Below are 25,021 nucleotides of genomic sequence, written 5' to 3'. Positions count from 1 at the left end.
GAATCTACATTGTTTCGATTGTGCGCATAAATTTCAATGGATTGATTTTTAAAAATGGATTTGATATTTTGGCGTCATGCTGAAACCACAGAAGCGGTTGAAGGTCAATCAGATATTGACCGTCAACTTTCTGCGCGTGGTGAACGACAAGCGCAGCGCATGGCGCAATGGCTTGAACGACAGTTACCAGAAAGCACGAAGATTTTATGCTGCCCTAGTTTGCGTGCAGAGCAAACAGTCATTCCCTTAGGGCGAAAATACAAGTTGAGAGATGAATTGTCACCCAATGCTTTGGTAGACGATGTGTTGACTCTGGCGCAATGGCCTACAAACAAGCACAGTGTTTTGTTAATCACACATCAACCTTTGATTTCAGATACTGTCAAACGGCTATTGCATATCCAAATCCCAGAATTGGTAATTAAGAAGGGATCCATTTGGTGGTTACGTTCGCGCGTCAAGGATGACCAAATTCAAACATTGCTGGTGACGGTTCAAACACCTGAGTTGATGTAAATCATATTTACAAATAGATCCAACCTCATTGTTATTATGTCGTGGATCATTGAACCTTGAAAAGCTATCTCTTAGCTTTCATACCTTTACCCAAGTCAAAGGATTACCTTGCCAAGCTTTACTGTTTCAATAGCTTTTATTGATTGCATTTTGTTATTCACTCTGACCGAATGGCTGGTGTTGTGCATGCGATATCGAATTTTTAAAAATGGCTTAAACGTAGCCGACATCAGCTTAGGCTTGCTTCCAGGTTTTTTCCTGATGCTAGGAATCAGAGTCGCCGCTGGCAATGAAGTGCCCATAGAAGTATTTGTTTTTCTGGCTTTATCTGGTTTGACTCATGCGACTGACTTTTACCGCCGTTACAGACTCTGCGAGTAAGTCAATTTCATCGATTTACAATGGTCCATGAAGTTTCAAATTACACCTGAATTTGTATTGGTCTTGTTTTGTGGCGTATCTATTTTGGGACTTATATATATATTGAATGTACTGACCAAAGGAATCCCCAAAAGACTTTATATTCTTGTGCCGATACCACTTTATTTGCTTATACTTTTTTTGTTAGCTGCAGTTTATTTTCTTCTAAAGTAATTCTCGATTCTCTTGCAATATTTCGCCAGTTCGGCAAACAGTGCCAACCATGGCTGTCTGCAAAATAGTTGCGTGATGCATTAGCTCGATATTTGGCGGAAAGAGAGGGATTCGAACCCTCGGTACAGGAAAACCTGTACGCCGGATTTCGAATCCGGTGCATTCGACCACTCTGCCATCTTTCCTGACTCTTGAATGAAGTGGATAAGGTTTTATCCATTCATTTTATAAAATTATCAAGGCTTTGAAGGAATATCCACCACTTTAGGCAAATCAGATTTTGCAGCAGCAGGCGTTAAATCGTTGGCATTCAGCGGTGCTCTTGTGAGAATGGCTATGGCAGCGCCCGCTGTCATCAAGTTGCCTTCTTGAATCTCAATGGTCACATTGTGTTCCTGTTTGGTAAAAACCAACACACTGGTTTTTGCTCTCACAGCCGATAACAACGTCCATCCTTGGGCGGGGTAATTTTCTAAAAAATAACTGAATGCTGCGGCTGGTTCGCGGGCTGAATCAATCACTACCCTGCCCACCCAGTTATTCCCTGAGCCAATCACCGTTGATTGCTCATGCAGAATTCGTGCACCAGGTGGTAATTGGGTTTGAGCCAGTAAATCTGTACCGTTCATATCTATGCTGGATGCAGTTCTTCCTGCGCCCATTGGCATACTCGTACAACCTGCTATCAGCAAAAACGCTGAACTTGCAATCAACATATGCTTGATCATGGGATTTTCCTTTTGGGTTAGGGTTTCAAAAATTCAAGTTGACCCATGTAGGGACGTAATGCTTCCGGTATGCGTATGCTGCCATCAGCCTGTTGATAGTTCTCCAATACGGCCACCAAAGTTCGACCCACTGCAAGTCCAGAGCCATTCAATGTATGCACCAATTCATTTTTACCTTGGGCATTCTTAAATCGTGCTTGCATACGCCGCGCTTGAAATGCCTCGCAATTAGAGCATGAACTGATTTCTCTGTAAGTGTTTTGCGCTGGCAGCCACACTTCTAAATCGTGCGTGCGTGCTGCACCAAAGCCCATGTCGCCCGTGCATAGCAACATGACGCGGTAAGGTAACCCTAGTTTTTGCAATATGGCTTCTGCATGACCCGTCATTTCGTCCAATGCTTCATTGCTTCGATCAGGATGAACGATTTGCACCATCTCCACTTTGTCAAATTGATGCTGACGAATCATGCCTCTCGTGTCTCTACCATGACTGCCAGCCTCAGACCGAAAACAAGGGGAATGTGCAGTCAGCTTTATGGGTAACTCACTTTCAGCCAGCACTTTGTCGCGCACATAATTTGTCAAAGGAACTTCACTGGTTGGAATCAAATACAGTGCTTGCCCATCGATTTCGCCGTCCTGTCCACCTTTTTTGGCCGCAAACAAGTCCTCTTCAAACTTGGGCAGTTGTCCAGTTCCCCGTAGAGTCTCAGCATTCACAATATAAGGCGTGTAGCACTCGGTATAACCATGTTCTTGTGTTTGTACATCCAGCATAAATTGTGCAAGCGCTCGGTGAAGTCTTGCAATCGGACCTTTCATGAATGCAAAACGCGAACCTGATAAAGCCACGCCTGTTTCAAAATCCAATCCCAGCGGTTCACCTAAATCCACATGATCTTTGGCCGTGAAATTCAAAGGGATGGGATCTTTTCCCGTGAGGCTCCAGCGCCTCAATTCAATATTGCCGTGTTCATCTAGACCTAAAGGAACACCTGCTTGGGGTAAATTGGGTAAAGCCAATAAAAGCTGCTGTAAATCAGATTGGAGCGCTTCTAGCCTGTGTGCAGATGCATCGAGTTCATCTTTCAACTGCGCAACTTCTGTCATCAAGGGCTCTGTGGGTTCACCCTTTGCTTTGAACTGTCCTATGCTTTTGGACAAACTGTTGCGTTTTGCTTGCAACTCCTCTGTGCGAGTTTGTAGAGTCTTACGTTCGCTTTCCATTGATTGGAAAAGTTCAACATTCAAATAGGGTTGCGGTTGCTTGCGGGTTTGCAAACGCTCTATCACTTGATTGAGATCACGTCGAATAAATGCAATATCTAACATAGCAGTTGTTTGAAAAAGTTAATCGTTGCGCAAGCCCTTGGGCAGCGGGAATTTCACGGTTTCTTGAATGCCTTCAAGGGTTCGCACGGATAGCGCACCAAGTTCACGCAATCGCGCAATCACTTGCTGTACCAATATATCCGGCGCAGATGCGCCTGCTGTCAATCCAATTTTGTTTTTTCCTATGAACCACTCAGCTTGAAGTTCATCGGCATTGTCAACCATGTAACTTGTTGTCCCGTAATTGGCTGCCACGTCCCGCAATCTATTGCTGTTTGAACTGCTTGGACTGCCCACCACAATAACGATATCAACCTGAGGACTCAACACCTTGATGGCATCTTGACGATTTTGTGTGGCATAACAAATATCTTGCTGCTTGGGTTCACGAACCATGGGGAAATGACGTTTGACTGCCGCCATGATTTCTGCCGCATCATCCACACTTAAAGTGGTTTGCGTGACCACGGCCAATTTATCTGTTTGATTGGGTTTGACATTGACAACATCGTCTGCGTCTTCAACCAAATGAATCCCCGAAGGTAACTGACCCATGGTTCCTTCTACCTCAGGATGGCCCTTATGACCGATCATGATGAATTCGTACCCTTCTTTATGCAATTTGGCGACTTCAACATGTACTTTGGTTACCAACGGGCAAGTGGCATCAAATACCCTGAAGCCTCTTCGGGCCGCTTCATGTTCAACTTCTTTCGGTACGCCATGTGCACTGAACACAAGTGTTGAATCTGGTGGTACATCATTCAAGTCTTCAATAAAAATTGCTCCGCGTGCGCGCAAATCATCTACGACATGCGTGTTGTGCACTATTTCATGTCGAACATAAATAGGTGCACCAAATTTTGACAGCGCGTGTTCGACAATATCGATGGCCCTGTCTACACCTGCACAAAAGCCGCGTGGCTCAGCCAGGATTATTTCTGCGTTGCTAGGTTCAATCATTCACAACACTCCTATGACTTTTACTTCCAGACTTACAGCTTGTCCGGCCAAGGGATGGTTGAAATCAAACAGCACTTCATCATCGCTCACTTGCCTGACCGCGCCAGCATAACGACCATTGTTCTCAGGCGCAGGGAATTCAACCACTTCGCCAACAGCGTAAGTCATGCCTTTTTCACCAAACTGATCGAGTAATTGGCGAGATACCCATTGCATCATTTGCGGGTTGTGTTCTCCAAATGCCTGCCCAGCCTCCAACTCCAAAGTAACGTGCTGACCTTCAGTCAGCCCTAGCAATTTAGATTCAATAGCTGGAGAAAGCTCTGAGTTTCCCAAGGATAAAGTAGCTGGCGGGCCGCCAAACGTGTTGATGATGTCCCCTTGCGGGCCACTCAAGCGGTAATGCAATGTCAGAAAAGATCCTTGTTGAATGATCGTCGGGGCTGTCATGGTCGCCTTTGTAAACTGTCTCTATTGTAGAAAGGCTGTAAATCACAAAACCAAGGGGTGACAAACCACGCTTTTGTGGATGAAATAGCGAGAAGATTTACCGACCCCCATCATCCATGTTGTCATTGCACTGTTCCCTATGCGGCTTCTTGATATCCCTAAAACAACTCGCCCTCGCGAAAGACTGCTCAACATGGGCAGCCACACATTGACTGATGCAGAATTGCTTGCAGTTATGCTGGGTACTGGATTGCCAGGACAAAACGTGCTTGAACTTGCTCAATCTTTGCTTGATAGTTTTCATGGATTGGCTGGTTTGCTTCAAGCAAGCCCCGCTGAGTTACAGGCCGCTAAAGGGCTTGGTGGCTCTGCCAGACGCGCCCAATTGCTGGCTGTTCTCGAATTGTCTCGCAGAGTGTTGTTACAAAAAATGCGCAAGCGAGATCTGCTAAACAATCCAGACAGTGTCACTCAATTTTTACAATTGCAAATGGGGGGCTACCTTCAGGAGGTCTTTGCCGTGATCTTGATGGATACGCAATACAGATTGCTGAGTTTTCAGGAAATGTTCAGAGGAACCATAAACCAGACATCGGTATATCCACGTGAAGTTGTTAAATTGGCCTTGGACCAAGGTGCTGCCGCTGTCATTCTGGCCCATAACCACCCAAGTGGCGATGTTCGCCCCTCTGCAGCTGACAGTACGCTCACAAGAACGCTTCAAACAGCATTGTCTATGGTGGATATCAAGGTTTTAGATCACATCATCGTTGGTCCCGGTATTCATTGGTCTATGGCGGAGCGCAGTCCATGGTGAAAGCACGCAGTTTGAAAGATCTTGCCGCCATCAAAAAAACCTTGACCGATCAAGCACAGTATGAGGCGGCGCAAGCTGCTGAGAAACGGGCTCTAGATCTTAGAGAAAAGGCTGAACGCAATCTCTTTCAACGTGCTGTGGGTCAAGTCCAACCACTGACCCCACAACCTAGGGTCATATTGACGGGTGAACCAACGCCTCCCCATGCGTTTCAACAAAAAAAAGATGATGTCCTGGTATTAAAAGAAAGCCTAAGCGATGATTTTGATGTCACTACTTTATTGGACACAGACGATCAACTCAGTTACCGTCGCCAAGGCATTGGCACTGATGTGACCCAAAAATTACGCAAAGGTCATTGGAGTTTGCAAGGTCAAATTGATTTACACGGGTTACGCAGTGATGAAGCCCGTGAGGCACTCGGCCAATTTATCAAAGAGTCCCATAAACGTGGCTGGCGATGCATACGGGTGATCCACGGCAAAGGCTTAGGCTCCCCCGGGAAAGCGCCCGTGCTGAAATCCAAAGTGCAGCGCTGGTTGGTTCAAAAAAATGAAGTGCTTGCTTTTGTTCAGGCCAAAGCTTCAGAAGGTGGTGCAGGTGCTTTGGTCGTTTTACTCAGCTGAGCACAAAGCAAGTCTCACGGCGTTATTCCGCAGCCATGCGCAATGTTTGGACCACAGGCCGACGCAACACCTCACGCAACCCCCACCAACCTGCCAGCCATGCCAACCCAGCGCCTGTCAACATTCCTGTGAATAAAACCCATGGCGAGGCATGCCATGTGAATTCGAAAACATACTTAGCCAAACCCCAACCCATCAATGCCGCCACCAAGGCTGCCAAGGTACCTGAAAGCGCCCCAATGCCTAACAACTCAGCTGTTTGCACCTGTTGCAGCAACTGATTTCCAGCGCCTAAAGCCCGTAACACTGCATACTCTCTGGCGCGATCTTCTCGGGTGGCAGTCACAGTCGCAAACAAAACGACCATGCCAGCGACGAGGGTGAAGCCAAATAAAAATTCAACGGCACCTATCACCTGACCCAAAACTTTTTGAACCTGATTGATAGTAGCGCCCATATCCACATTGGTCACATTTGGAAAACGGTTGACCAATTCATTGTCAAAGCCCTTGCGATCAGGTGCACGGTAAGCCGCGATGTATGTCATTGGTAAAGATGGCATGGCTGAAACGGGATACAAGGCGAAAAAGTTGGCGCGCATGGAAGTCCAATCCACGCTTCGCAAAGAAGTGATGCGCGCACTCATATTTTGTCCGGCCATGTCAAAGCGCAACTCATCACCCAATTTCAGTTTGAGACTTTTGGCAATGCCTTCTTCCATGCTGATGGCGTTGCTTTCCTGCGGCACCCATTTGCCTTGAACAATGCGGTTGTGTTCAGGCGCACGCGATGTATGCGACATATTGAACTCACGCTCAACCAAACGTTGTGCGCGTTCGTCACTGTAATTCTCGGGGCGAACCGGTTTGCCGTTGATTTCTATCAATCTGCCTCTGATCATTGGATACCAATCCATTTGCTTGATGCCTGCTTGATCTAAATAGGCTAAAAAATCTTTTGATTGATCTGGCTGAATATTGATGACAAATCGGTTGGGTGCATCGGCAGGCGTGGCATTGCGCCAACTGTCGACCAAGTCTGTTCTGAGTAAAACCAACAGCATCAATGCCAGCAAACCCACAGAAAGTGAACTGATTTGTACCACCGTGTAACCTGGTCGGGCACTGATTTGCCGCGTAGCCATGCGCAACCATGTTGGCACACGCTTCAAATTGACAGTTTGTCTTAATCCCCACACGGCAAGCCAAGCCATGCCAGCAAAAACGGCGGCAGCCCCAGCGAATCCTCCGACCACCATCAAGCCCAAAGATAAATCCCTGCTGGCATTGACCAACAGGCCAGCAAAACCTACCAAGCCCAGTGCGAGTACACCAAATGATGCAGGTCTTACCGGCCCCAACTCGCGACGGATGACTCGCAACGCCGGCACTTGAGCCAGTTGCAAAATGGGAGGCAGGCCAAATGCCAATAGCAACGTCAACCCAGCGCCTAAACCTTGCCACACTGGCTGTCCGCCGGGGGCTGGAAGATCTGTATCCACCAGACCAGCCAGCAATTGAACAAACAAATGATGCAAACCAAAACCCATGGACAGCCCAAACACACTGGCTAACAGACCAGCAGTTAAAAATTCCCCTGTATAGACCCACAAAATATGCCGCTGGCTTTGCCCAAGCACTCTCAGCATTGCACATTCGTCTAAATGACCTGTTGCAAACGATCTGGCCGCTAAAGCCACAGCCACGGCACTCAACAATGCGGCCAGCAAGGCCACCAAATGCAAGAATTTTTCAGCACGTTCAAGGGTTTGGCGCATTTCTGGACGCCCTGCCTCCAATGTTTCAAGTCTGATACCACGAACATCTGCTTGCTTGACCCATGCCTGAGCCCATTGCGTGAAATCTGACAGTGCTTGCTTATCTCCTGCCACGGCCAATCGCCATGTGACACGACTGGCAGGTTGCACCAGACGGGTGGCCTCTAAATCCGATTGGTTCATCATGACCCTGGGTGCAAAATTCATGAAACCAGCACCCCGGTCTGGTTCTGAAGTCAGCACACGAGCAGCTTTAAGTGTGCGCTCACCTAATGAAATTTCATCGCCAAGCTTGATTTCCAGTGCCTCCAAAATAGCTGGCTCTACCCAAACCTCGCCAGTTGCTGGAATATCTCGTGTAGGTGTAGAAGGACGGTCATACAAAGTTTCATTGCTTAACTCTTTGACCAAAGCGGGTTTGAGCAGAGGTTGGTCCAAGGGCAATAGCACTTGCAACTGACCGCGCAGTGGGTAGCCCTCAGACACCGCTTTCAATGCAACCAATCGGCTGTTGCCACCATCGGCCAAGCCACTGCGAGCCATGGTCGGAAAAGTGAGAGTAGTTACCGAGCGCAGGCCAAATTGCTTGATTTTTTCCAGAACTTCTGCGGAAAAAACACGGTCACTGACCAACACAGCATCGCCGCCTAGGAGTTGCCGCGCATCACGTTGCAAGCCTGATTCAATTCGGTCTGCCAAAAAACCCACGGATGAAAGCGCGGCGACGCCTAAGCTGACAGCAACAAAAAGCAAACGCAACTCACCTGCTCGGGTATCTCTCACCAAAGCCCGCCAAACCATGCCCAGTAATTTCAAAGTGAAGCGCTCCAACGTTCATTCCAATCATGCCCAGTTTGCTCTATGTCACGACGGTCACGTTTGGTCGGTCTGCCATTTTCGATACTGAGCGCAGGTTCACGGGCATAACGTCTTTGCTGGCTATGCGCTTCCTTAGCTTTCAAGCTGTCAGGTGTTTCCATATAAAGAAGTTGCGCCTTAGGCGCTGGTCCGCGAATATCGCTGACGCCTAAGACTTCAATGCTGCGCGTCAGACCATCACGGCGAAAGGACACCAGGTCACCGACTTTGACTTCCCTTGCCGGTTTGACGACCTGATCGTTGATGGAAATGCGGCCCTTAAGTATTTCTTCCGTAGCCAAGGTTCGGGTTTTGTAAAAACGTGCCGCCCATAGCCATTTGTCGATACGAACTTTTTCCATGAAGGGTATTGTGACTTTTCTAAGGGATATTCTGCGTTTCAATCGTGTTAATCCCTTTGGGATGAATTGAATAGCACAAAAACAACACCGGCAGTGGAAGAATTTGACAGTATTGATAAAAACGATAGTATCGACAACCCTTTACAGGATTTAGCTCAATTAAATTCTGGGTTTCGATTGAATACTTCTGCCCCTATCGGAGTTACAAATGGCATTCAAGATTTTGGTCACCAGTCAAAAAGGTGGTGTTGGTAAAAGCACCCTGTCAGCCAATCTGGTGGCTTATCTCAGTCGCAGCCTGAATTTGGGTGTGACCTTGATCGATTGGGACCCGCATGGCTCCTCTAGCAATTGGCTCAAGCAAGCCCCGCCTGTGGGTGCAGTAGTTCAGCATTTGTCACTTCCTGTAGACCAAGGCGGCAACCGACCTATTTTTGAAGCGCGTCTGCAAATGCGCCGCGCTGCCAGTGAATGTGACATTCTGGTATGCGATCTGACCTGGTCTGACTCTTTGGCCGGCGAATTGATGTTTGAATTTGACATGGTGTTGGTGCCCACCTCGGTATCTGAAATCGAATTGGCCGCAACTTCTGGATTCCTCAGCCGTCACCGCTGGGTGTTTGATTCAGCAGCCGCGCGTCGCCCGATGCTGGTGGTTTGTCCCACGCGTGTTCTCAACGAACAGTTGAACTCTGATGTCTTTACCAAACAGCGTTTCCCTGTCAGCTTCATGCTTGCACCTCCCATTCTTGAAGCGCAAAGCGCACGCGATTTGTTTGAGCGTGGCTACTTGATGGATGCCCGCGACTTGGGCGGTGAATCATTCCGCGAGTTCGGCGAGGCTATTTGTGCCGCGCGAGAAATACGCATGGCCCAATCACAACAACCTAGAACTGCGCCCGTCAAATTGACGGCTCAAGACACCGGTAGCCACCGCGTCCCCTTGACCCCGACCAAGGCTAGCGTGCTTGAAGCCATTCCAAATTCAAGTCAATATTCTGTGCTCGGTCGTTACAGACAACGCAAATTGGCCAGTGAAACCGAAGAGACGGCAAATTCACGTTCTTTGGCTCAAATGGGTATTCCCGAATTTCTCAAACGACTGGCTCGAAGCAATTCTGCCAAGCTATAAATTGAGATGATGTCAGCCATGTCAGAAGAAAAATTCCTTGCCTTCAAAGGCCTGAAACAATATGACCCAGGTATGGGTTGGGCCGCTGTTCATAATTTTTCTGAGCCCCACATGAATATCAGTTTAAACAAAGAAGCTGAAAATATGAATGCGTCGAGATACGCCCACAATGACGACCCACTGCAATCGGCCTTGGAATCAGCGCGACAGTCCGCCGGTCAAAGTTCCGCAGAGGTTTTGCACGACCCGTTACTCAGTGAACTCTTTGAACAATTACACCAACCACCTAAAGATGAGTTGGCACAGAGTTGGAAATTAATAGCGCAAAGTGTCAATTTACTGAGCCAACGTATGGCGCAGCAACGCGAATTAAAACAGCATTTGGAAAAAATCGAACAAGAGCTGGTGGATTTAAGGCAAAACATACTGCACGACTTGAAAGAAATCCAAAGCGCGTCTGACAGTCAGTTGTCGATGGCACGCTTGAGAGCTGAGGTATCCTCACTGGCACAAGCGCGTCTGTCTTCTAGATTGCGCAACACATCTACTTGACCCTCGTTGGTCAGGGCTGCAGGGAGTAACTTCAGTGCTTGATCTCAACAACATCCGCTACCCTGTCAGGTACACCACATTTTTTATAGCCTTAGGTGGGCTTTGTTTCAGTCTTCTGCTGGTGTTAGCTTCTGGCCAAGGTTGGCTGGGATTGACAGTGTTTGCGGTGCTCAGTGCTATCGGTATTCATGACTTGCTGCAAAGACACCATGCAATCTTGCGCAACTACCCTATCTTGGGACATATGCGTTTTTTGCTGGAATTTATTCGCCCTGAAATACGTCAATATTTCATTGAAAGCGAGTCGGAAGCAACGCCATTTTCACGCGCTCAGCGCACGCTTGTTTACTCTCGTGCCAAAGGCCAATCAGACAAACGCCCCTTTGGTACACAACTCAATGTAGAAACTAACGGTTACGAATGGCTGACACATTCCATAGCGCCTAGCACCCTAGCTGACCATGACTTCAGAGTCCGTGTAGGAAATACGGCATGCAGCCAGCCCTATGACATCAGTTTGTTCAATATTTCGGCGATGAGTTTTGGTGCGCTGAGCGCTAACGCGATCATGGCTTTGAACCAAGGCGCTCAATTGGGCGGTTTTGCGCATGACACTGGCGAGGGTTCCATCTCACGCTACCACCGTATCCATGGTGGTGATTTGATATGGGAAATTGGATCGGGCTATTTCGGCTGTCGTGACGACCAAGGACGGTTCTGTGCAGAGCGTTTCGTCGCGCAGGCGCGTGAGCCTCAAGTTCGAATGATCGAAATCAAATTGAGCCAAGGAGCCAAACCCGGACACGGAGGTGTTCTTCCCGCAGCCAAGGTGACTCCAGAGATCGCTGAGGCCCGCGGCGTACCGTTAGGCGCAGACTGCGTTTCACCCGCAGCGCACAGCAGTTTTGGAACGCCCATAGAAATGCTCGAATTCATGCAAAGTCTGCGTGAATTGAGTCAAAACAAACCGGTGGGCTTCAAACTCTGCATAGGTCATCCTTGGGAGTGGTTTGGCATTGCCAAAGCGATGCTTGAGACGCGCATACTTCCAGACTTTATTGTGGTGGATGGCGCTGAAGGTGGTACTGGTGCGGCACCACTTGAATTCTCAGACCACATGGGTATGCCAATGAATGAAGGTCTGCGACTTGTTCACAATACATTGGTAGGAATTGGTATGCGTGAGCACGTGAAGCTTGGCGCCAGCGGCAAAATCATCAGCAGTTTCGACATAGCCCGAACTTTGGCTTTGGGCGCAGACTGGTGTAACAGCGCACGCGGCTTCATGTTCGCACTCGGCTGTATTCAAGCCCAAACTTGTCACACGGGGAACTGCCCTACGGGTGTTACCACGCAAGACCCGCAAAGACAAATGGCGTTGGTGGTTCCAACCAAAGCGCTGCGCGTAAAGAATTTTCATCACCACACTATGCTTGCGTTCAAAGAGCTACTGCAGGCAACCGGGTTGTCTTCACCTCATGAATTGCGATCTCATTATTTTTCTCACCGCATCAATGGCAATGAAACGCTGACCTTGGCACAAATCTATCCGCCCCTGTCTGCTGGCGCATTGCTCAAAGACAGTACGGCCAAACTACCCGAGCCTTACAAAACATATTGGGCGAAAGCGGATGCTGAGAGCTTTCAATTGAAATAGCTCTCAAGCTATCAGAAAACAAAATGGAAATAGACTAAACGCAAGAGCACTCTGTTTCAATTGTCACCAGACGGACGTGGAAAAATCACTCTGTCTTCTTTAGGTGCAGCTCGCGGTGGTAATGCTGGAGGTTGAGCCGCAGCTCTGGCAGCTTCAGCGGCAGCCGCTCTCGCCTCTGCGGCAGCACGGGCCTTGGCTTCTGCGGCGGCCTTAGCCTCCGCTGCCGCCCGTGCTTCCGTGGCTTTCAGTTCAGCTGCCTTTGCCTCGGCCGCTTTAGCCTCAGCAGCTGCCTTGGCTTCAGCAGCAGCCTTGGCTTCAGCAGCTTTCTTGTCTACGGGCTTGACCTCTGGCGCTGGCTTTGGAATGATCAACGGTTTATCTAACAGTTTTTCTCGCTCACGCTCTTTGGTGGCCGCTTTCACAGCCGCCGCAGTCGCCGCAGCGTTGGCAGCTTCAAGGTCTTTTTTCAGTTTCTGAATCTCGGCAATCACTTCTTTTTGGTTGTTGACCACGGGTGGCGCAACAGGGGCTGGCTTGGTGGAAAGTGCTTGTACCTTCGCATCTAAGGCCTGGATATTTTTTTGCAATTCCTTGAGCTTGGCATCTAAGCTTTTTTCTGATTGACCATTGACCTGTCCAGCGATTTGGTCGGGAAGTTTGACGAATAGCTTATTTAAGTCTTCCATCTTGGCCTGAAACTTATCGTCAAGCTTGATTTGGCGCTCTTCCATGCTGTCGAGTTTTTCTGTGGTGTCTCCCAAACCTCGTGTGGCATCGCCAAAAGTAGCCAGCGTTGCATCCAGTTCTACCACCCGTTTACCAACCGCCAAAGATAAGCTGTCAAGTTGACGAATATTTTGTTGAAGGCGGGTTGAAATGGCAAAGAACGTGCCTACAGCAATGATCAAAAAACTGAGGAGCCCAATTAAAATGATACGAGAATGCAAAATGTTTTTAGCCGTCATTTCGTTGACGATCTTCATCACATTGCGCATTTCCTGACTGATGTTGGCGGCGACCTCTGCCGAGCGAGTGGAAACTTCGGCCGAGCTGATGACTACGCCGGTCAATTCTTCTATTTGACGCGCCACCTCTGAGCTGTCCAAGGCTTGATCGTTGATATCGTCCAAACCAATAGCGAGTGCTTCAGCTTCAGATTCTTCTTCAGTATGTACGGGCATATCTGGCAAGAAGTCACCATCTTCTGTGGCATCCGCTTGTTTCGAATCTTGCGCCATGTTGAATATCCTCAGGAAATCTTTTTGGGTTTACTGCGCTCAAGTTCGTCCAATTGAACGTGCACCTGCGCGATGTCTTCGCTCAATTTTTGAATACGCGGTTGAATTTGCTCTTCCCATTGATCGGAGGAAGTCAGACCAACTTGAGCCAGATGCGCCAGCAAAGCGGGTTGCTGAGAAAGAAGCTGGGGAGTTTCTTGCTCAGGATCTGCGACAACGATGGATACATCCGAGGATGAAGTCCAAATGGGCCCATCCAATTCAGGAGCCTCGGCTGCATGTAAATCTGGTTCATGCAACTCAAGGGTGGCAAGCGCGGCCAAGCTTGATGGATCGGTGTGACCATAGCCTGTATGTTCAGTATTTAAATGCGGCTCAGGCAGACTCTCATGGAGATGATCTATGGCAGGCATACCATCATGGCCAGCATGGCTGCTTATTGAATCATGTGCGACAGAACCCTCAGCGGTCACGGTTGTGTCGGCTGAATTTCCATCCGGTGGCGGGTCATGGGGGATTGCAGGGTTCTGGCTCATGTGTTACTCCGTTGGAATTGATCGACCCTTAGATGAAAATCTTGAAAAAACCTCACTCATTCCTGAAACTGTGCTTTGAGCGATTTCGCTGATCGCACCCAAGCCTTGGCCAACGGCGGGTTTTGCTTCATCAACGCTTCAGCTTGCGCCTTGTCTGTATAAGGGCCCGTGATCAAAATATAGTAGGGCTTGCTGCCTTTTCTCTGGGTATATAACACTTGTCCAGACTGGTAGCCTAGAGAAGTAGACTGAAAGTTACGCGCCTCGCTCAAACTTTCAAAAGCCCCGTGTTGCATGACCCAAGCATTCGTATCCAATGCTTGCACCCAGTCCGGGTTGTCAGCTTGATTGGTTTTATCCGAAGTTTTCGTCTGAGACTTGGGTTTGGTATCCGTTTTAGATTCTGCTTTGGCCAATTTGTCAGCTGGTTTTTCCTCCACCACTGGTTTTTTGGCAGGTTCTGCTATTGGTTTTACAGGCTCCTTGACAGATTCCTTGACGGGCTCTTTGGCAGGCTCCTTGGCAGGCGGCTCCTTGGCAGGCTCTTTGACGGGCTTAGGTTTGGTCAAACTTGATGCATCAGTTGGCGGGGTGACAGACTCGCTCTTCACAGTGACTTCAGCTGGAGGTGGTACCGGCAACTTGGCAGGTTCAGGGTTGTTCACCACCAATTCCTCTTTAGCAGGATTCAAAGCTTCATTAGGCTTGACCGCTGTTGTGTTGCTCGAAGACATAGAGACGGTCGGAGGTGGCGCGGGCGGGACTGAAGCGGGGGTTGGCGGGGAGGTTGCCGCTGGTTTTGCGCCAGCCAAATAGGCCCGCATCCCTTGCAGTTCTTCTGATACGCGTTCTTGGTAGATGAAGCCGGATATACCCAAGGTGAACACCAGCGCTATCAGCAATACCGCAGCAATCCTGCCGCCACGCAGATTTTCAGTTTTGGGTTCTTCCCAAGACTTGGCCAATTCTTCCCCAGATAGTATTTCTGGGCTTGGCACCACAGGGTCCCCCATCACGGGTTCTTGGCTCATTGAGGATGTGGATGAATCCGCGGGTCTGATGTCTGACAAATCCAGTGGAGGTGGCGGCACCGCCGGCAGACTCAATCCGATATCCAATGGTTTTTCACTGATGGATGATTTGTTTTCAGACACTACTTCTTTGGCGCCAGGCCAGTCGCCAAGGGTTTCTAAGCGTGGCGTTTTGGTAGTTGTTGGGGTTTGGGATTCAAGCACCCATTGAAGCAAATTTTTACCAAAGGCAGAAAGCTTTTTGTCATAGGCACTTTGGCTATTCACCAGCAAGATAACGTTGATATTACTGGCGGGGAAGCCATTGACCAAACGTGCAAGCAATTGCAATTCAAAGTCTTGAATACCATGTGTATCTGGAAAAATCATGTAGCGCTTAGGTGCGGTTTTATTTGATTTGTCCAGCGCTTGGTCAAGTGTCAAACTCGACAAAATTTCATTGAATCTTTCCACCAATCTTTCAGAGTCTGCAGACGTCCACAGCTCGACATTGGGCTCGCCTTGTTCACGTAAGTGTTGAAAAATACGGCGTGCATAGCTGGCGAGCGCCAATTCTTCATCGCCCAATATCGCAAGATTTAAGCGGCCTTCGCGCAAGGACTTGAGCAAAATCTCAAATCTAAGTTTGTCTGCAGGGCTTTGATAAAAATCTGTCATGGAATATTGAACTTCATCGGATCATCACTGAAAGAGAAAACCATTTTCGTCATATTTCATATTGTCTGGAATTCGCAATGTGGGTTTCATCATGCGCTCACTTTCAACATAACTTTGGTTTAAGCTGAACACATATGCGATCACTTGAGCCACAGCATGATAAAGCCCTTCGTGTATTGGGTTATCCAGCTTGGTTGTGAAATACAAAGCGCGAGCTAATTCAGGTGCCTCAAACAAATATACCCCTGACTTCTTGGCCTCATCGCGTATCCTTTGCGCCAATTCATCCGTACCCTTTGCAACCAACGTAGGGGCGCCGTCTGAATTGGGGTCATAACTCAGCGCAACTGCAAAATGCTGAGGGTTGGTGATCACGACATCTGCGTCCTTGACCTTCTCCATCATGCGGCTGTTGGCCATCTCTCTTTGGCGTCTGCGAATGGTTGCTTTAACTTCCGGGCGACCTTCAGAATTCTTCATTTCGTCTTTGATTTCCTGGCGGGTCATCTTTAAACGCTTGTTGGTTTGATAGTGTTGCAGTGGCACATCTGCAAGCGCGATGACGATCAGTCCCATGCTCATCCAAAAACACGCATCCAAAATCATATTGCCGGCGTGATGTATCGCGGTGCCCAAATCCATGCGATTGATAGTGACTAAATCCTCAATATTGTTAGTCACCGACATCCACAAAATGATGCTTATCAACAAAAACTTCACAATGGCTTTACCAAGATCAATCAGCGCCTTCATGCCAAACATTCTTGATAATCCAGCCATCGGGTCGAGTTTGCTGAACTTGGGTGCAATCATGCCGAGAGAAAAAACCATGCCCCCGCTCATCACTGTGGAGAGCACCGCAACCACTGAAAGTAAAAACATCACAGGCAAAATCAGAATGTAGGCATCAACGACAGATTGCAAAAATATGCCCGGAAGCAACTCAGCCTTGTCCATGATTTTTCGATCAAACTGTAATTGCGATGTGAATAAGTTCCCCAAGCGGTGGAACATGTAGTTACCAGACAGGCTGAAAAACAAAGTAGCAGTGATTAAAACAGCAGCAGTCGGCAACTCTACCGAGCGGGCTAATTGCCCTTCCTCTCGCGCTTTAGTCAATCGCTGCGCTGTCGGTTCTTCGGTCCGTTCTGCTGAGTCATCAGCCATGGCTTAACCTCCCAGCAGCATGCCACGCATCTGCCCAAATGTTTGGATCCACCACCAACTCATGCGATTGACAATACTGGGTATAGCCAACCAAAGCACCACAAATCCCGAGAGCAAAATCGCCGGCAAGCCTACGGAAAAAATATTCAAACTGGGCGCTGATCGGGTAATAAAGCCCACACCAATATTCACAAATAACAAGGTAATCACCACAGGCAAAGAAATCAACAATGCCGCCACAAACATCATGGCACCCCAAGCAGTCATCTTGCCTAACAAATCGGGCGTCATCAATGCCTTACCTATGGGAAACAACGTAAATGATTCCAACAACAATCCAAACACAATCAAATGGCCGCCAATGGATAAAAACACCAACGTGCCGAGAATATTGAAAAATTGCGACACCACCGGCACACTGCCCATGGTGGGATCAACCATGGTAGCCATGGACAAGCCCATGGAGCCTGATACCGCCTGTCCCGCAATGACAATAGCCGCGGTAGCCAATTGCATGATCATTCCCATCGCGAAACCAATGAACAATTGATTGAAAATTTCTTTCAATCCCTCTGCTGTCACCGGATCGATGCGTGGTGTCTGCAATTGCATTGACAAAAAGATAGTGAGCACCATGCCAATTGCGACACGGATTCGCATATTGACAGCGCGAATCGAAAAAATTGAAGAGAACGCCAGGAACGCAGAAATGCGCAGCATAGGCCACAACAAGGCATAAAACCTGTCGAGCAAATTGAGCATTTCTATATTCATGGTTCTCAGCCGAACAAGCCTGGAATGCGGCCATACAACACCTTGGTGTAATCAACCAGCGTATTGATCATCCAACCGCCAAACACTGAAGCAGTCAGCCCCAAAGACAATAGCTTGGGAATAAAACTCAATGTTTGCTCGTTGATAGATGTGGCAGCTTGGAAAACACCAATCACCAGCCCAACGATCAATCCAACAACGAGCATAGGCGCCGAGACGATCATCGTCATCCATAAAGCCTGACGCCCCAGATCCACAACCATGGCTGTATCCATCTCAGTACCTCATTTAAATATAAAACTCGATGCGAGCGAGCCCATCACCAGCGTCCAGCCATCGACAAGCACAAACAGCATCAATTTGAAAGGCATGGAGATGATCATGGGCGACAACATCATCATGCCCATAGACATCAACACACTGGCGACAATCAAATCAATGACCACGAAAGGGATATAAATCATGAATCCGATCATAAAAGCGCTTTTTAACTCAGAGGTTAAAAATGCTGGCACCAACGTGGTGAAAGGGACTTCTGCAGCGCTGGCCACTTCCTTGCGCTGGGCGATTTGCATGAACATCGCAATGTCATCTTCGCGTGTCTGCAAGGTCAGAAAATGACGCACCGGCACCTCAGCTTTGGCCAAAGCTTTTTCAAATGGCAATGTGCCATTCATATACGGTGCAATGGCGTTTGCATAGACATCATCAAATACAGGAGTCATGATGAAAAAGGTCAGAAACAACGCCAACCCAACCAGCACGGTATTGGGTGGTGTTTGTCCCGTGCCCAAGGCTTGACGAAGGATTGACAACACGATGATGACCCGCACGAACGAGGTCATCATCAACAACAATGAAGGTAGCAAAGTCAAGACCGTCATCAGCCCTAGCAATTGCAATGTCAGGCTGTATTGCTGACCGCCTTTGCCTGAGTTGACTGTCACCATGGGTAAGCCCTGAGCAAGCGCCATATCAGGCAACCAAAGCATGCACAACAAAGAAAGAATAAGTATCAAATGTTTAATTCGCATCGTTGACACCTGGTTTGACGGGCGAAGATGAGTCTGCATGCCAAGCATGCAGGGTTTGAATGTCATTGTTATTGACTGACAAAAGGAGTCGTTCTTGATCGACTTGTATCAATAACAGTTTGTGCCGCAATCCCATAGGATAGGCCTCTAGAATTTGAATACGCCGAGGCGATGCAGGGAGTAAAAAGCCCTTGTTGCGACGGGACAGCCACCAAAGAGCCGCCGCCAGAAGCAACAAGACGAATGTCATACTGAGAGAGTACTGAGCCCAGTCATAGTTTGGCATGGAAGCATTATCTATCGTGTGAGACTGAAAAATGAAATTAATTGATAAAAGATTTAAAACTGTGCTGTGTGCCCTTTGTATGCTTGGGGCAAGCTTTGCGATGGGGGCAGACTGGATCAGTGTCGGTATGTCTGACAGCGCCATGTATGGCATAGACCGATCCACCGTAGAAAAAGATGGTCATTTGCGTCGTCTTTGGTCTATGCTGGATTACCGTCAACCCCAAAAAAATAGCTTGGGTAAAACCTACTTATCCAGTCGCATGTTGATGGAAATAGATTGTCAACAAAAACGGGGGCGCAGCCGCTCCTTGGCAATTTACAGTGGCGCGCATCTCAGCGGTGAGATGCTGACCAGTGAAGGTGTGATCGCCGATTGGCAACCGATTCCCCCTAGCTCGCCTGTATTCACCATGATGCGCCATGTCTGTGAAAATTGAATCAGCTAACGGAACCAGACTGGCGACCTGGATCAAAGACTTAGCCAATGCAGGGGGCACGGGTGGACTTAATTGGCATGTACATGCCGCGCGTTCATTACAGCAATGGTTACCCACCAGAGAATGTATTGCGTCTTTTTTATCAGATATCCAACCAGCACAAGATCACCTGATTTTGATTGGCGCGAGTGCTGGATGGATGCTGCCTACACCGTGGTTGGCGCGTTTTAAACATATTGATGCATATGACATTGATCCACTGATCCCCTTTTTATTTGGCTTGCGGCATGGCAGAAAACTGAATGCGTTAGGTGTCAAAGTGCGTTACCACAGGTTGGATGCAATCGCTGGCTTACCAGGTATATTGAAACAGCACCCGCATGCGTGTCTGTGGTTTGACAATGTTTTGGGTCAGGTAGGTATCAGGTTGGGAGATGAAGACATCGCGGAACGCCAGTTAAGCCAACTCAAGCGCATATTAGATGGACGCACGTGGGGCAGTCTTCATGACATGTATTCTGGCGGGATTGATACCAGCATGCCATTGCCAGCCATTGAGTCAATGCATTGGACCCGAATGGACGATTTTGATGAGGAATCTGCCCAAGTGAAAATCAACCAGCAGAATTATTCTCACGAGCAAGCAGCACAGCTATTGTTGACACGCTTGAATGCAGAAGGTGTATGGCACGACCATGCAACCAGAACTGTTTTTCCTGCGGGCACCATGACAACGGTGATTCCCTGGGCATTCAAACCCTCTTATTGGCATTGGCTACAAGCAGCTTGGATCAAGTCTTAAGGTTATAGAGTGTCAAGCCAAGGGTGTCCATTTCTTTTTGGTCACGCTTATTCTGCCAAGTCTGAACCGCTTGCAGATCTTTTTCTTGCATCGTCTCCATTTTCATACGCTGATGCGTCGCTTGAATCAACACGGTTTTGGCCTGTTCAAGATCTCGCAAGGCAATCATCAAATCCTCATCTACCCGATTGACTAAACTTTGCAGTTGCAACAGAAATTGACGACTGTTTGTGGTCTGCGACATGGTTTGCACCTGCGCCTGAGATTCAATTGCACGTTTTTTGTAGTCCTGAAGTAATTCATTCATACGATGCCGACTTTGCTGGAGCTCCAACACTTTGTTGCGCGCCTTGGCCGCCGCTGTTTGAGCGGTTTCTTCTTCATCTTTGGTCTTCTTCACCAAAACGGACCAGCAACTACGGGGTTTCATTCTGCAAGGTCTTTCAATTCTGGTTGAGCAATTCACGCAACTGCTGACGAGTGGTGTCATAGTCCTGACTGATGTGCATGTCTTGACGTAAGAAACCCACTATTCGATCGTTTAATCTGATGGCTTCATCCAGCTCAGGATTGGAGCCGTGCTCATATGCACCCACCTGCACCAAGTCAACGTTCTGCTGGTAAATGGACCACAGACGGCGCAATTTATTGGCTGACTTCAAGTCCTCGCTGCTGAGCAGTGATTGCATCAAACGTGAAATAGAGCCCGTCAAATCGATGGCAGGGTAATGTGCAGAATCGGCCAGTTTGCGAGACAACATCACCTGTCCGTCCAGAGATGCCCGGGCAATGTCAACGATAGGATCAGCGGCGTCATCGCCTTCAGCCAGCACTGTGTAAATGGCAGTGATTGAACCGTAGCCATGTCTGCCGACACCTCCGCGCTCAATCAAATTAGGCAGTAACCCAAATACCGATGGCGGATAACCTTTGGCGGTAGGCGGCTCACCGATAGCCAAACCGATTTCACGCTGTGCGTGCGCAACACGGGTCAAGCTGTCACACAACATCAGTACATCTTTGCCCTGGTCACGGAAATATTCCGCAATCACATGTGTCAAATGTGTCGCTTTCAATCGGAGTACGGGGGATACATTGGCTGGTGCAGCAATCACCACGGACTTGGCCAAACCTTCTTCGCCCAGCGACTCTTGGATAAAGGCCTGAACCTCGCGACCGCGTTCACCAATCAGTCCAATGACAACAACATCGGCTTTGGTGAAACGAGTCAACATACCCAGCAACACACTTTTACCAACGCCAGAACCCGCAATCAATCCCAAGCGTTGTCCCCGACCCAAGGTCAACACGCCATTGATGACCTTGACACCTACATCCAAAATTTTATTGATGGGACCGCGTTCCATTGGGTTGATAGGACGACCCAGCAAGCTGAGCAATTCCTTGCACTCGGGCGGTGGTTTGCCATCCAAGGGTTGGCAACGACCGTCAATCACACGGCCAAGCAACTCAGGGCCTAAACTGACCAACGATGAATTGCTGATAACGCGCACCATATCGCCAGGACCAACGCCAGTGGGTTCGGTAAACGGCATCAAAAATAAAATTTTGTCGTTAAAGCCAACCACTTCAGCTTCCACACGATGACCATGGCGACCAACCACTTCGCAACACGCACCTAAAGGTGCCATGACACCGCGCGCCTCCAAGGTCATACCAACCAGGCGAACCAAGGTGCCGCTACGTTGCGGTTGAGGTGTCCTTAAATGGGGCAATACAGAATCGATGTCAGCGGCAAAATTCATCATCGATCAGGGTGTAATTTGAATCATGGAGCGAATCGCGTTGGCCACACGGTTTTGTTCCTGCTCGGTGACATAGCGAACCACCATCAGCTTGTCCTCGTAACTGTTGCCTGCCAATAATTCAGCAGGAATAGCTGGCTTTTTCTTTTCCTTCTTCATACTCTGGCGCATTTTTTCTAGTGAAGATTCTTCTTCATCATCTACATCAGCACCTTGCTCATTGTCAGAATTTTCTTGTGCCAATCTAGCCAAACGCTCGGCCTCTATCGCAGCAATATCCATACGCCGCGCCATTTCCTCTTCATGACCTTTGATCAATTCTGCCAATCTTGCATTTTCTGCATTTAATTGCGCTTGCTCTTCTTCAGTCAACTCCACAGTCGCCACCGCCGCATTCTCTGGGAGTTGCGTCGATGCGGTAGAACCATCTTTCTTGGATGACTCCAATTGAGGCACAGGTTTTTTGGCATAGAAACTCAAAAATTGCTCTCTGAATGCAGAGTTGACTGCCAATTGCGCCATTTCTTCTAGCTCAAGCGTATTGGGCTCGCGTCTGACCATGGACATGAGCATAGGTCTGACCACAAAGGCTATGAATGCCAGGCACATGATGGTGCGCAACGCAATATTGAAGAAATCAAGCATGCTCATCCTCTTCGGGTGGATCTTCGTACGTCACGCGTTGCGTAGCGTCTTCAACTTGACCTTCTCTTTGTGCGAGAGGTTGACGGAAAAACGCTGACTGCTCACGCCATAACTCAGGTTGATTCAATAAACGGTTGGCCATTGCCTGCAATCTGTGCTCTATCAAATCTTCAATTTGACTGTCATTGACGAGCAAGCGAACGCTGCCAGGCTGCAAACTTGGTACAGCCTGCAATTGCATTTGCTTGATCACCTCAGCACCCAAATCTTCAAGACGCGCTTTGTCTTGAGGGTTTAATTCAATCGTGATGGCAGATTGACCATGTAAATCGATTTCATCAAGACAGCGCTGGACCAGACGTTCAATCACTTGGCCTGACAATGTCAATTCAGCAAGTACGAGTTGCTCGCTGATATGTACGGCAAGTCTTTTGAGTGGCTCAAAAAGTTCTTGTGGGTTATGACTGAAAGCATTGATTTTTTCATTCAGTTGAGTCAATAAATTAAGCTGATCATCTAAAACTGCGCTCAATTCATTTTTTTGATTTTGTAGGGCATTTTCTAATGACGTAGCGGCCTCGGCTTGTGCCTTATCAATCCCTTGTTGCAGGCCTTCGGTCAAACCTTTGGCATACCCGTCTTGATTACCTTGCGCCAACCCGCTTTCAACACCTGCCGCATACCCTGAACCATAGGCTTGGTCACGCGCAGCAGCTAAAGCGGCGGGGTCTAAGCTTGGTGTGTCGTCCCCCAAGGGCCAATCGTCTAAGGCAGAACTGTCCGCATTGCGCCACATACAGTCAGGACCAAACACGACCCGCTCGAGTTGCCGCTGCTGCTCGCGCAGTACTTGAGCCTCTTGGTGTGCGCGGATCTCATCCTCATTGTGTGCGTGTTGATGAGCTTGTGCATCAGGTTCGATTTCTGTGGAGGGTGGCTCAGAATCTTCTAAAGGGGCTGCGGTCGATGATGGTTTGTCATCACTGATATCGGGCATGCCATCTTGTCTGAAGCCGATAGACCTACCGAATGTTTCCAGCTTGAATTCGCTGTCCTCATCCAGAACACGGGCAGACTCAGGCGTTGCCAATTGACGAAACTTGACCGCAGAATAATCCAGTTTGGGCACGTTGTCCCAATCAAACTCGCCAAAACTTTGAATAGGGCGTGTCGATGAATTTAGCCAGGTGTCATCCAGCCAATGGCGAGGGGCCTGCTTAAGTGGGTCCGCATTAAACAAAGTCTGCTCCGCCTAAGATCAACTCGCCGGTGTCTGACAACTTGCGAGCAAGACGCATGATCTTCTTCTGTGCGTCTTCAACGTCTGCCACCCGCACTGGGCCGCGAGCATCCATATCGTCTTTGAACATACCGCGTGCACGTTCGGACATGTTGTCGAGGAAACGTGCCAACACTTCATCTGGTGCACCTTTCAATGCCACCATCAATTGATCCGGTTCGACATTTCTCATCAACACCTGAATACCCTTGTTATCCACAGATACAAGGTTGTCAAAGGTAAACATCTGATCTTGAATCTTCATCATCAGATCGGCGTCAAGCTCTTCCAGCCCATCCATGACAGAACGTTCCATATCCGTTTTGGTTTTGTTCATGATGTCTGCAGCTGCTTTGATGCCCCCAAAACTAGAGGATTTAGAGGATGAGCTCTTAGCAAATTGCTGCTTCATGATTTTTTCCAACTCAGCCATGGCTGACGGCTGGACGGTGTCCATGGCTGCTACTCGTTGAATCGCCTCGGGCCGAACCTCGGCAGGCAAATACACCAAAACGTCCGCAGCCACGCTGGTATCCAAAATGGACAGAATAATGGCAATCACCTGTGGATGTTCTGTTCGGATCATCTCTGCGATTGAACGCGGATCCATCCAAGCAAGAATATCTAAGCCCTTGGTGCCTTGTCCAGGCATGATGCGATTCAGAACCGAGTTGGCTTTGTCTTCGCCCAATGCAAGTCGCATGACCCGGTCTACGTAATCTGAACCGCCAAGTCCAACGTTGTTTTGTTTCTTCAACATATCAACAAACTGATCCAATACCACGTTGACAGCACCTTGCGACAGTGAAGAAGCTTGCACCATGGCAGCACCCAAGGCTTGCACCTCTTTAGGGCTCAGGTATTTCACAATTTCTGCTGCCTGCTCTTCCCCTAGCAACAGCATCAAGACAGCAGCGCGTTGGGTAGAGGTCATGGCCTCCATCTCAGCGCGAAGCTCTGGGGTCCATTGGATAGTATCTTCAGCCATTTGTATTCCTTGG

At 48.5% G+C, this 25,021-nt stretch carries 28 protein-coding genes and 1 tRNA gene; 8 read left to right on the top strand and 21 right to left on the bottom strand.

Features of this window, described 5'->3' with window-relative positions; translation table 11 throughout:
* The first annotated feature begins 54 nt into the window (after positions 1-54).
* A complete protein-coding gene (locus AC9UG7_RS10035) occupies positions 55-516 on the top strand; it encodes a SixA phosphatase family protein (protein ID WP_509587218.1) in 462 nt (153 codons plus the stop codon).
* Between the two features lie 95 nt (positions 517-611).
* On the opposite strand, the gene AC9UG7_RS10030 is transcribed toward AC9UG7_RS10035, so the two are convergent.
* The 6 genes from AC9UG7_RS10030 to AC9UG7_RS10005 all read right to left on the bottom strand — a co-directional run bounded on the left by AC9UG7_RS10030 (position 612) and on the right by AC9UG7_RS10005 (position 4,585).
* Positions 612-818 carry a hypothetical protein gene (locus AC9UG7_RS10030; RefSeq protein WP_509587216.1) on the bottom strand — a complete coding sequence of 69 codons (207 nt, stop codon included), beginning with the start codon at positions 816-818 and terminating at the stop codon, positions 612-614.
* 385 nt (positions 819-1,203) lie between these two features.
* Positions 1,204-1,295, bottom strand: a tRNA-Ser gene (locus tag AC9UG7_RS10025).
* Positions 1,296-1,346: 51 nt separating this feature from the next.
* Positions 1,347-1,838 (bottom strand): hypothetical protein, encoded by a 492-nt coding sequence (locus tag AC9UG7_RS10020; protein ID WP_509587214.1) that lies wholly within the window; start codon positions 1,836-1,838, stop codon positions 1,347-1,349.
* Between the two features lie 17 nt (positions 1,839-1,855).
* Entirely contained in the window at positions 1,856-3,172 is a 1,317-nt protein-coding gene (gene serS, locus AC9UG7_RS10015; RefSeq protein WP_509587212.1) for a serine--tRNA ligase, read from the bottom strand.
* Between the two features lie 18 nt (positions 3,173-3,190).
* Positions 3,191-4,135 carry a 4-hydroxy-3-methylbut-2-enyl diphosphate reductase gene (ispH, locus tag AC9UG7_RS10010; RefSeq protein ID WP_509587210.1) on the bottom strand — a complete coding sequence of 315 codons (945 nt, stop codon included), beginning with the start codon at positions 4,133-4,135 and terminating at the stop codon, positions 3,191-3,193.
* A complete protein-coding gene (locus AC9UG7_RS10005) occupies positions 4,136-4,585 on the bottom strand; it encodes an FKBP-type peptidyl-prolyl cis-trans isomerase (RefSeq protein WP_509587208.1) in 450 nt (149 codons plus the stop codon).
* A 139-nt stretch (positions 4,586-4,724) separates the two neighbouring features.
* On the opposite strand from AC9UG7_RS10005, the gene radC reads away from it, so the two are divergent.
* Together radC and AC9UG7_RS09995 are read left to right on the top strand one after the other, a co-directional pair.
* On the top strand, positions 4,725-5,402 hold the full coding sequence (gene radC / locus AC9UG7_RS10000) for a RadC family protein (RefSeq protein ID WP_509587206.1): 678 nt from the start codon (positions 4,725-4,727) through the stop codon (positions 5,400-5,402).
* Positions 5,396-6,028 carry a Smr/MutS family protein gene (locus AC9UG7_RS09995; protein WP_509587204.1) on the top strand — a complete coding sequence of 211 codons (633 nt, stop codon included), beginning with the start codon at positions 5,396-5,398 and terminating at the stop codon, positions 6,026-6,028. The genes radC and AC9UG7_RS09995 overlap by 7 nt, the downstream gene beginning before the upstream one ends.
* Positions 6,029-6,050: 22 nt before the next feature.
* On the opposite strand, the gene AC9UG7_RS09990 is transcribed toward AC9UG7_RS09995, so the two are convergent.
* Complete coding sequence (locus tag AC9UG7_RS09990) at positions 6,051-8,606, bottom strand: ABC transporter permease (RefSeq protein ID WP_509587357.1); 2,556 nt, start codon at positions 8,604-8,606, stop codon at positions 6,051-6,053.
* Positions 8,607-8,617: 11 nt separating this feature from the next.
* Entirely contained in the window at positions 8,618-9,025 is a 408-nt protein-coding gene (locus AC9UG7_RS09985) for an RNA-binding S4 domain-containing protein (RefSeq protein WP_509587202.1), read from the bottom strand.
* A gap of 208 nt (positions 9,026-9,233) precedes the next feature.
* Between AC9UG7_RS09985 and AC9UG7_RS09980 the strand changes: the two genes are divergently transcribed.
* From AC9UG7_RS09980 to AC9UG7_RS09970, 3 genes are all read left to right on the top strand, one after another.
* Positions 9,234-10,157: a nucleotide-binding protein gene (locus tag AC9UG7_RS09980; RefSeq protein ID WP_509587200.1), complete on the top strand. Its 924-nt coding sequence runs from the start codon at positions 9,234-9,236 to the stop codon at positions 10,155-10,157.
* A 111-nt stretch (positions 10,158-10,268) separates the two neighbouring features.
* Positions 10,269-10,709 (top strand): hypothetical protein, encoded by a 441-nt coding sequence (locus AC9UG7_RS09975; RefSeq protein WP_509587198.1) that lies wholly within the window; start codon positions 10,269-10,271, stop codon positions 10,707-10,709.
* 34 nt (positions 10,710-10,743) lie between these two features.
* Positions 10,744-12,366: an FMN-binding glutamate synthase family protein gene (locus AC9UG7_RS09970; protein ID WP_509587196.1), complete on the top strand. Its 1,623-nt coding sequence runs from the start codon at positions 10,744-10,746 to the stop codon at positions 12,364-12,366.
* Positions 12,367-12,422: 56 nt separating this feature from the next.
* On the opposite strand, the gene AC9UG7_RS09965 is transcribed toward AC9UG7_RS09970, so the two are convergent.
* From AC9UG7_RS09965 to AC9UG7_RS09930, 8 genes are read right to left on the bottom strand one after another with little or no spacing between them, the layout of a single operon-like run.
* A complete protein-coding gene (locus AC9UG7_RS09965; RefSeq protein ID WP_509587194.1) occupies positions 12,423-13,604 on the bottom strand; it encodes a hypothetical protein in 1,182 nt (393 codons plus the stop codon).
* Positions 13,605-13,615: 11 nt separating this feature from the next.
* Positions 13,616-14,140 carry a hypothetical protein gene (locus tag AC9UG7_RS09960; protein WP_509587192.1) on the bottom strand — a complete coding sequence of 175 codons (525 nt, stop codon included), beginning with the start codon at positions 14,138-14,140 and terminating at the stop codon, positions 13,616-13,618.
* Positions 14,141-14,196: 56 nt separating this feature from the next.
* Positions 14,197-15,828 (bottom strand): SPOR domain-containing protein, encoded by a 1,632-nt coding sequence (locus tag AC9UG7_RS09955; RefSeq protein ID WP_509587190.1) that lies wholly within the window; start codon positions 15,826-15,828, stop codon positions 14,197-14,199.
* Positions 15,829-15,852: 24 nt separating this feature from the next.
* A complete protein-coding gene (gene flhB / locus AC9UG7_RS09950; protein WP_509587188.1) occupies positions 15,853-16,995 on the bottom strand; it encodes a flagellar biosynthesis protein FlhB in 1,143 nt (380 codons plus the stop codon).
* A 3-nt stretch (positions 16,996-16,998) separates the two neighbouring features.
* Complete coding sequence (fliR, locus tag AC9UG7_RS09945) at positions 16,999-17,769, bottom strand: flagellar biosynthetic protein FliR (RefSeq protein ID WP_509587185.1); 771 nt, start codon at positions 17,767-17,769, stop codon at positions 16,999-17,001.
* Positions 17,770-17,774: 5 nt separating this feature from the next.
* Positions 17,775-18,044 carry a flagellar biosynthesis protein FliQ gene (fliQ, locus tag AC9UG7_RS09940; protein ID WP_509587183.1) on the bottom strand — a complete coding sequence of 90 codons (270 nt, stop codon included), beginning with the start codon at positions 18,042-18,044 and terminating at the stop codon, positions 17,775-17,777.
* Positions 18,045-18,053: 9 nt separating this feature from the next.
* On the bottom strand, positions 18,054-18,803 hold the full coding sequence (gene fliP / locus AC9UG7_RS09935; RefSeq protein WP_509587181.1) for a flagellar type III secretion system pore protein FliP: 750 nt from the start codon (positions 18,801-18,803) through the stop codon (positions 18,054-18,056).
* Positions 18,793-19,089: a flagellar biosynthetic protein FliO gene (locus tag AC9UG7_RS09930; protein WP_509587179.1), complete on the bottom strand. Its 297-nt coding sequence runs from the start codon at positions 19,087-19,089 to the stop codon at positions 18,793-18,795. Before AC9UG7_RS09930 ends, fliP begins: the two co-directional genes overlap by 11 nt.
* A 31-nt stretch (positions 19,090-19,120) precedes the next feature.
* Here AC9UG7_RS09930 and AC9UG7_RS09925 point away from each other — a divergent pair, with 31 nt between their 5' ends.
* Positions 19,121-19,528: a surface-adhesin E family protein gene (locus tag AC9UG7_RS09925; RefSeq protein WP_509587177.1), complete on the top strand. Its 408-nt coding sequence runs from the start codon at positions 19,121-19,123 to the stop codon at positions 19,526-19,528.
* Positions 19,512-20,330, top strand: coding sequence for a hypothetical protein (locus AC9UG7_RS09920; RefSeq protein ID WP_509587175.1), 819 nt, complete (start codon positions 19,512-19,514; stop codon positions 20,328-20,330). The genes AC9UG7_RS09925 and AC9UG7_RS09920 overlap by 17 nt, the downstream gene beginning before the upstream one ends.
* Here the strand turns inward: AC9UG7_RS09920 and AC9UG7_RS09915 are convergent.
* Genes AC9UG7_RS09915 through fliG form a run of 5 tightly spaced genes read right to left on the bottom strand, consistent with a single transcriptional unit; the run spans position 20,320 to position 25,008 of the window.
* Positions 20,320-20,730 carry a flagellar FliJ family protein gene (locus tag AC9UG7_RS09915; RefSeq protein WP_509587173.1) on the bottom strand — a complete coding sequence of 137 codons (411 nt, stop codon included), beginning with the start codon at positions 20,728-20,730 and terminating at the stop codon, positions 20,320-20,322. The genes AC9UG7_RS09920 and AC9UG7_RS09915 overlap by 11 nt on opposite strands.
* 43 nt (positions 20,731-20,773) lie before the next feature.
* Complete coding sequence (locus AC9UG7_RS09910) at positions 20,774-22,096, bottom strand: FliI/YscN family ATPase (RefSeq protein WP_509587171.1); 1,323 nt, start codon at positions 22,094-22,096, stop codon at positions 20,774-20,776.
* Between the two features lie 6 nt (positions 22,097-22,102).
* Positions 22,103-22,741, bottom strand: a complete 639-nt coding sequence (locus AC9UG7_RS09905; protein ID WP_509587169.1) for a hypothetical protein — start codon at positions 22,739-22,741, stop codon at positions 22,103-22,105.
* Positions 22,734-23,981 (bottom strand): FliH/SctL family protein, encoded by a 1,248-nt coding sequence (locus AC9UG7_RS09900; RefSeq protein WP_509587167.1) that lies wholly within the window; start codon positions 23,979-23,981, stop codon positions 22,734-22,736. Before AC9UG7_RS09900 ends, AC9UG7_RS09905 begins: the two co-directional genes overlap by 8 nt.
* Positions 23,974-25,008, bottom strand: coding sequence for a flagellar motor switch protein FliG (gene fliG, locus AC9UG7_RS09895; RefSeq protein WP_509587165.1), 1,035 nt, complete (start codon positions 25,006-25,008; stop codon positions 23,974-23,976). Before fliG ends, AC9UG7_RS09900 begins: the two co-directional genes overlap by 8 nt.
* Positions 25,009-25,021: the final 13 nt, after the last annotated feature.

The organism is Limnohabitans sp. (assembly GCF_046052765.1).
Lineage (GTDB): Bacteria > Pseudomonadota > Gammaproteobacteria > Burkholderiales > Burkholderiaceae_C > Limnohabitans.
Note: the sequence above shows the minus strand (reverse complement) of the source record. Positions and strands in the feature narration are given on the sequence as shown.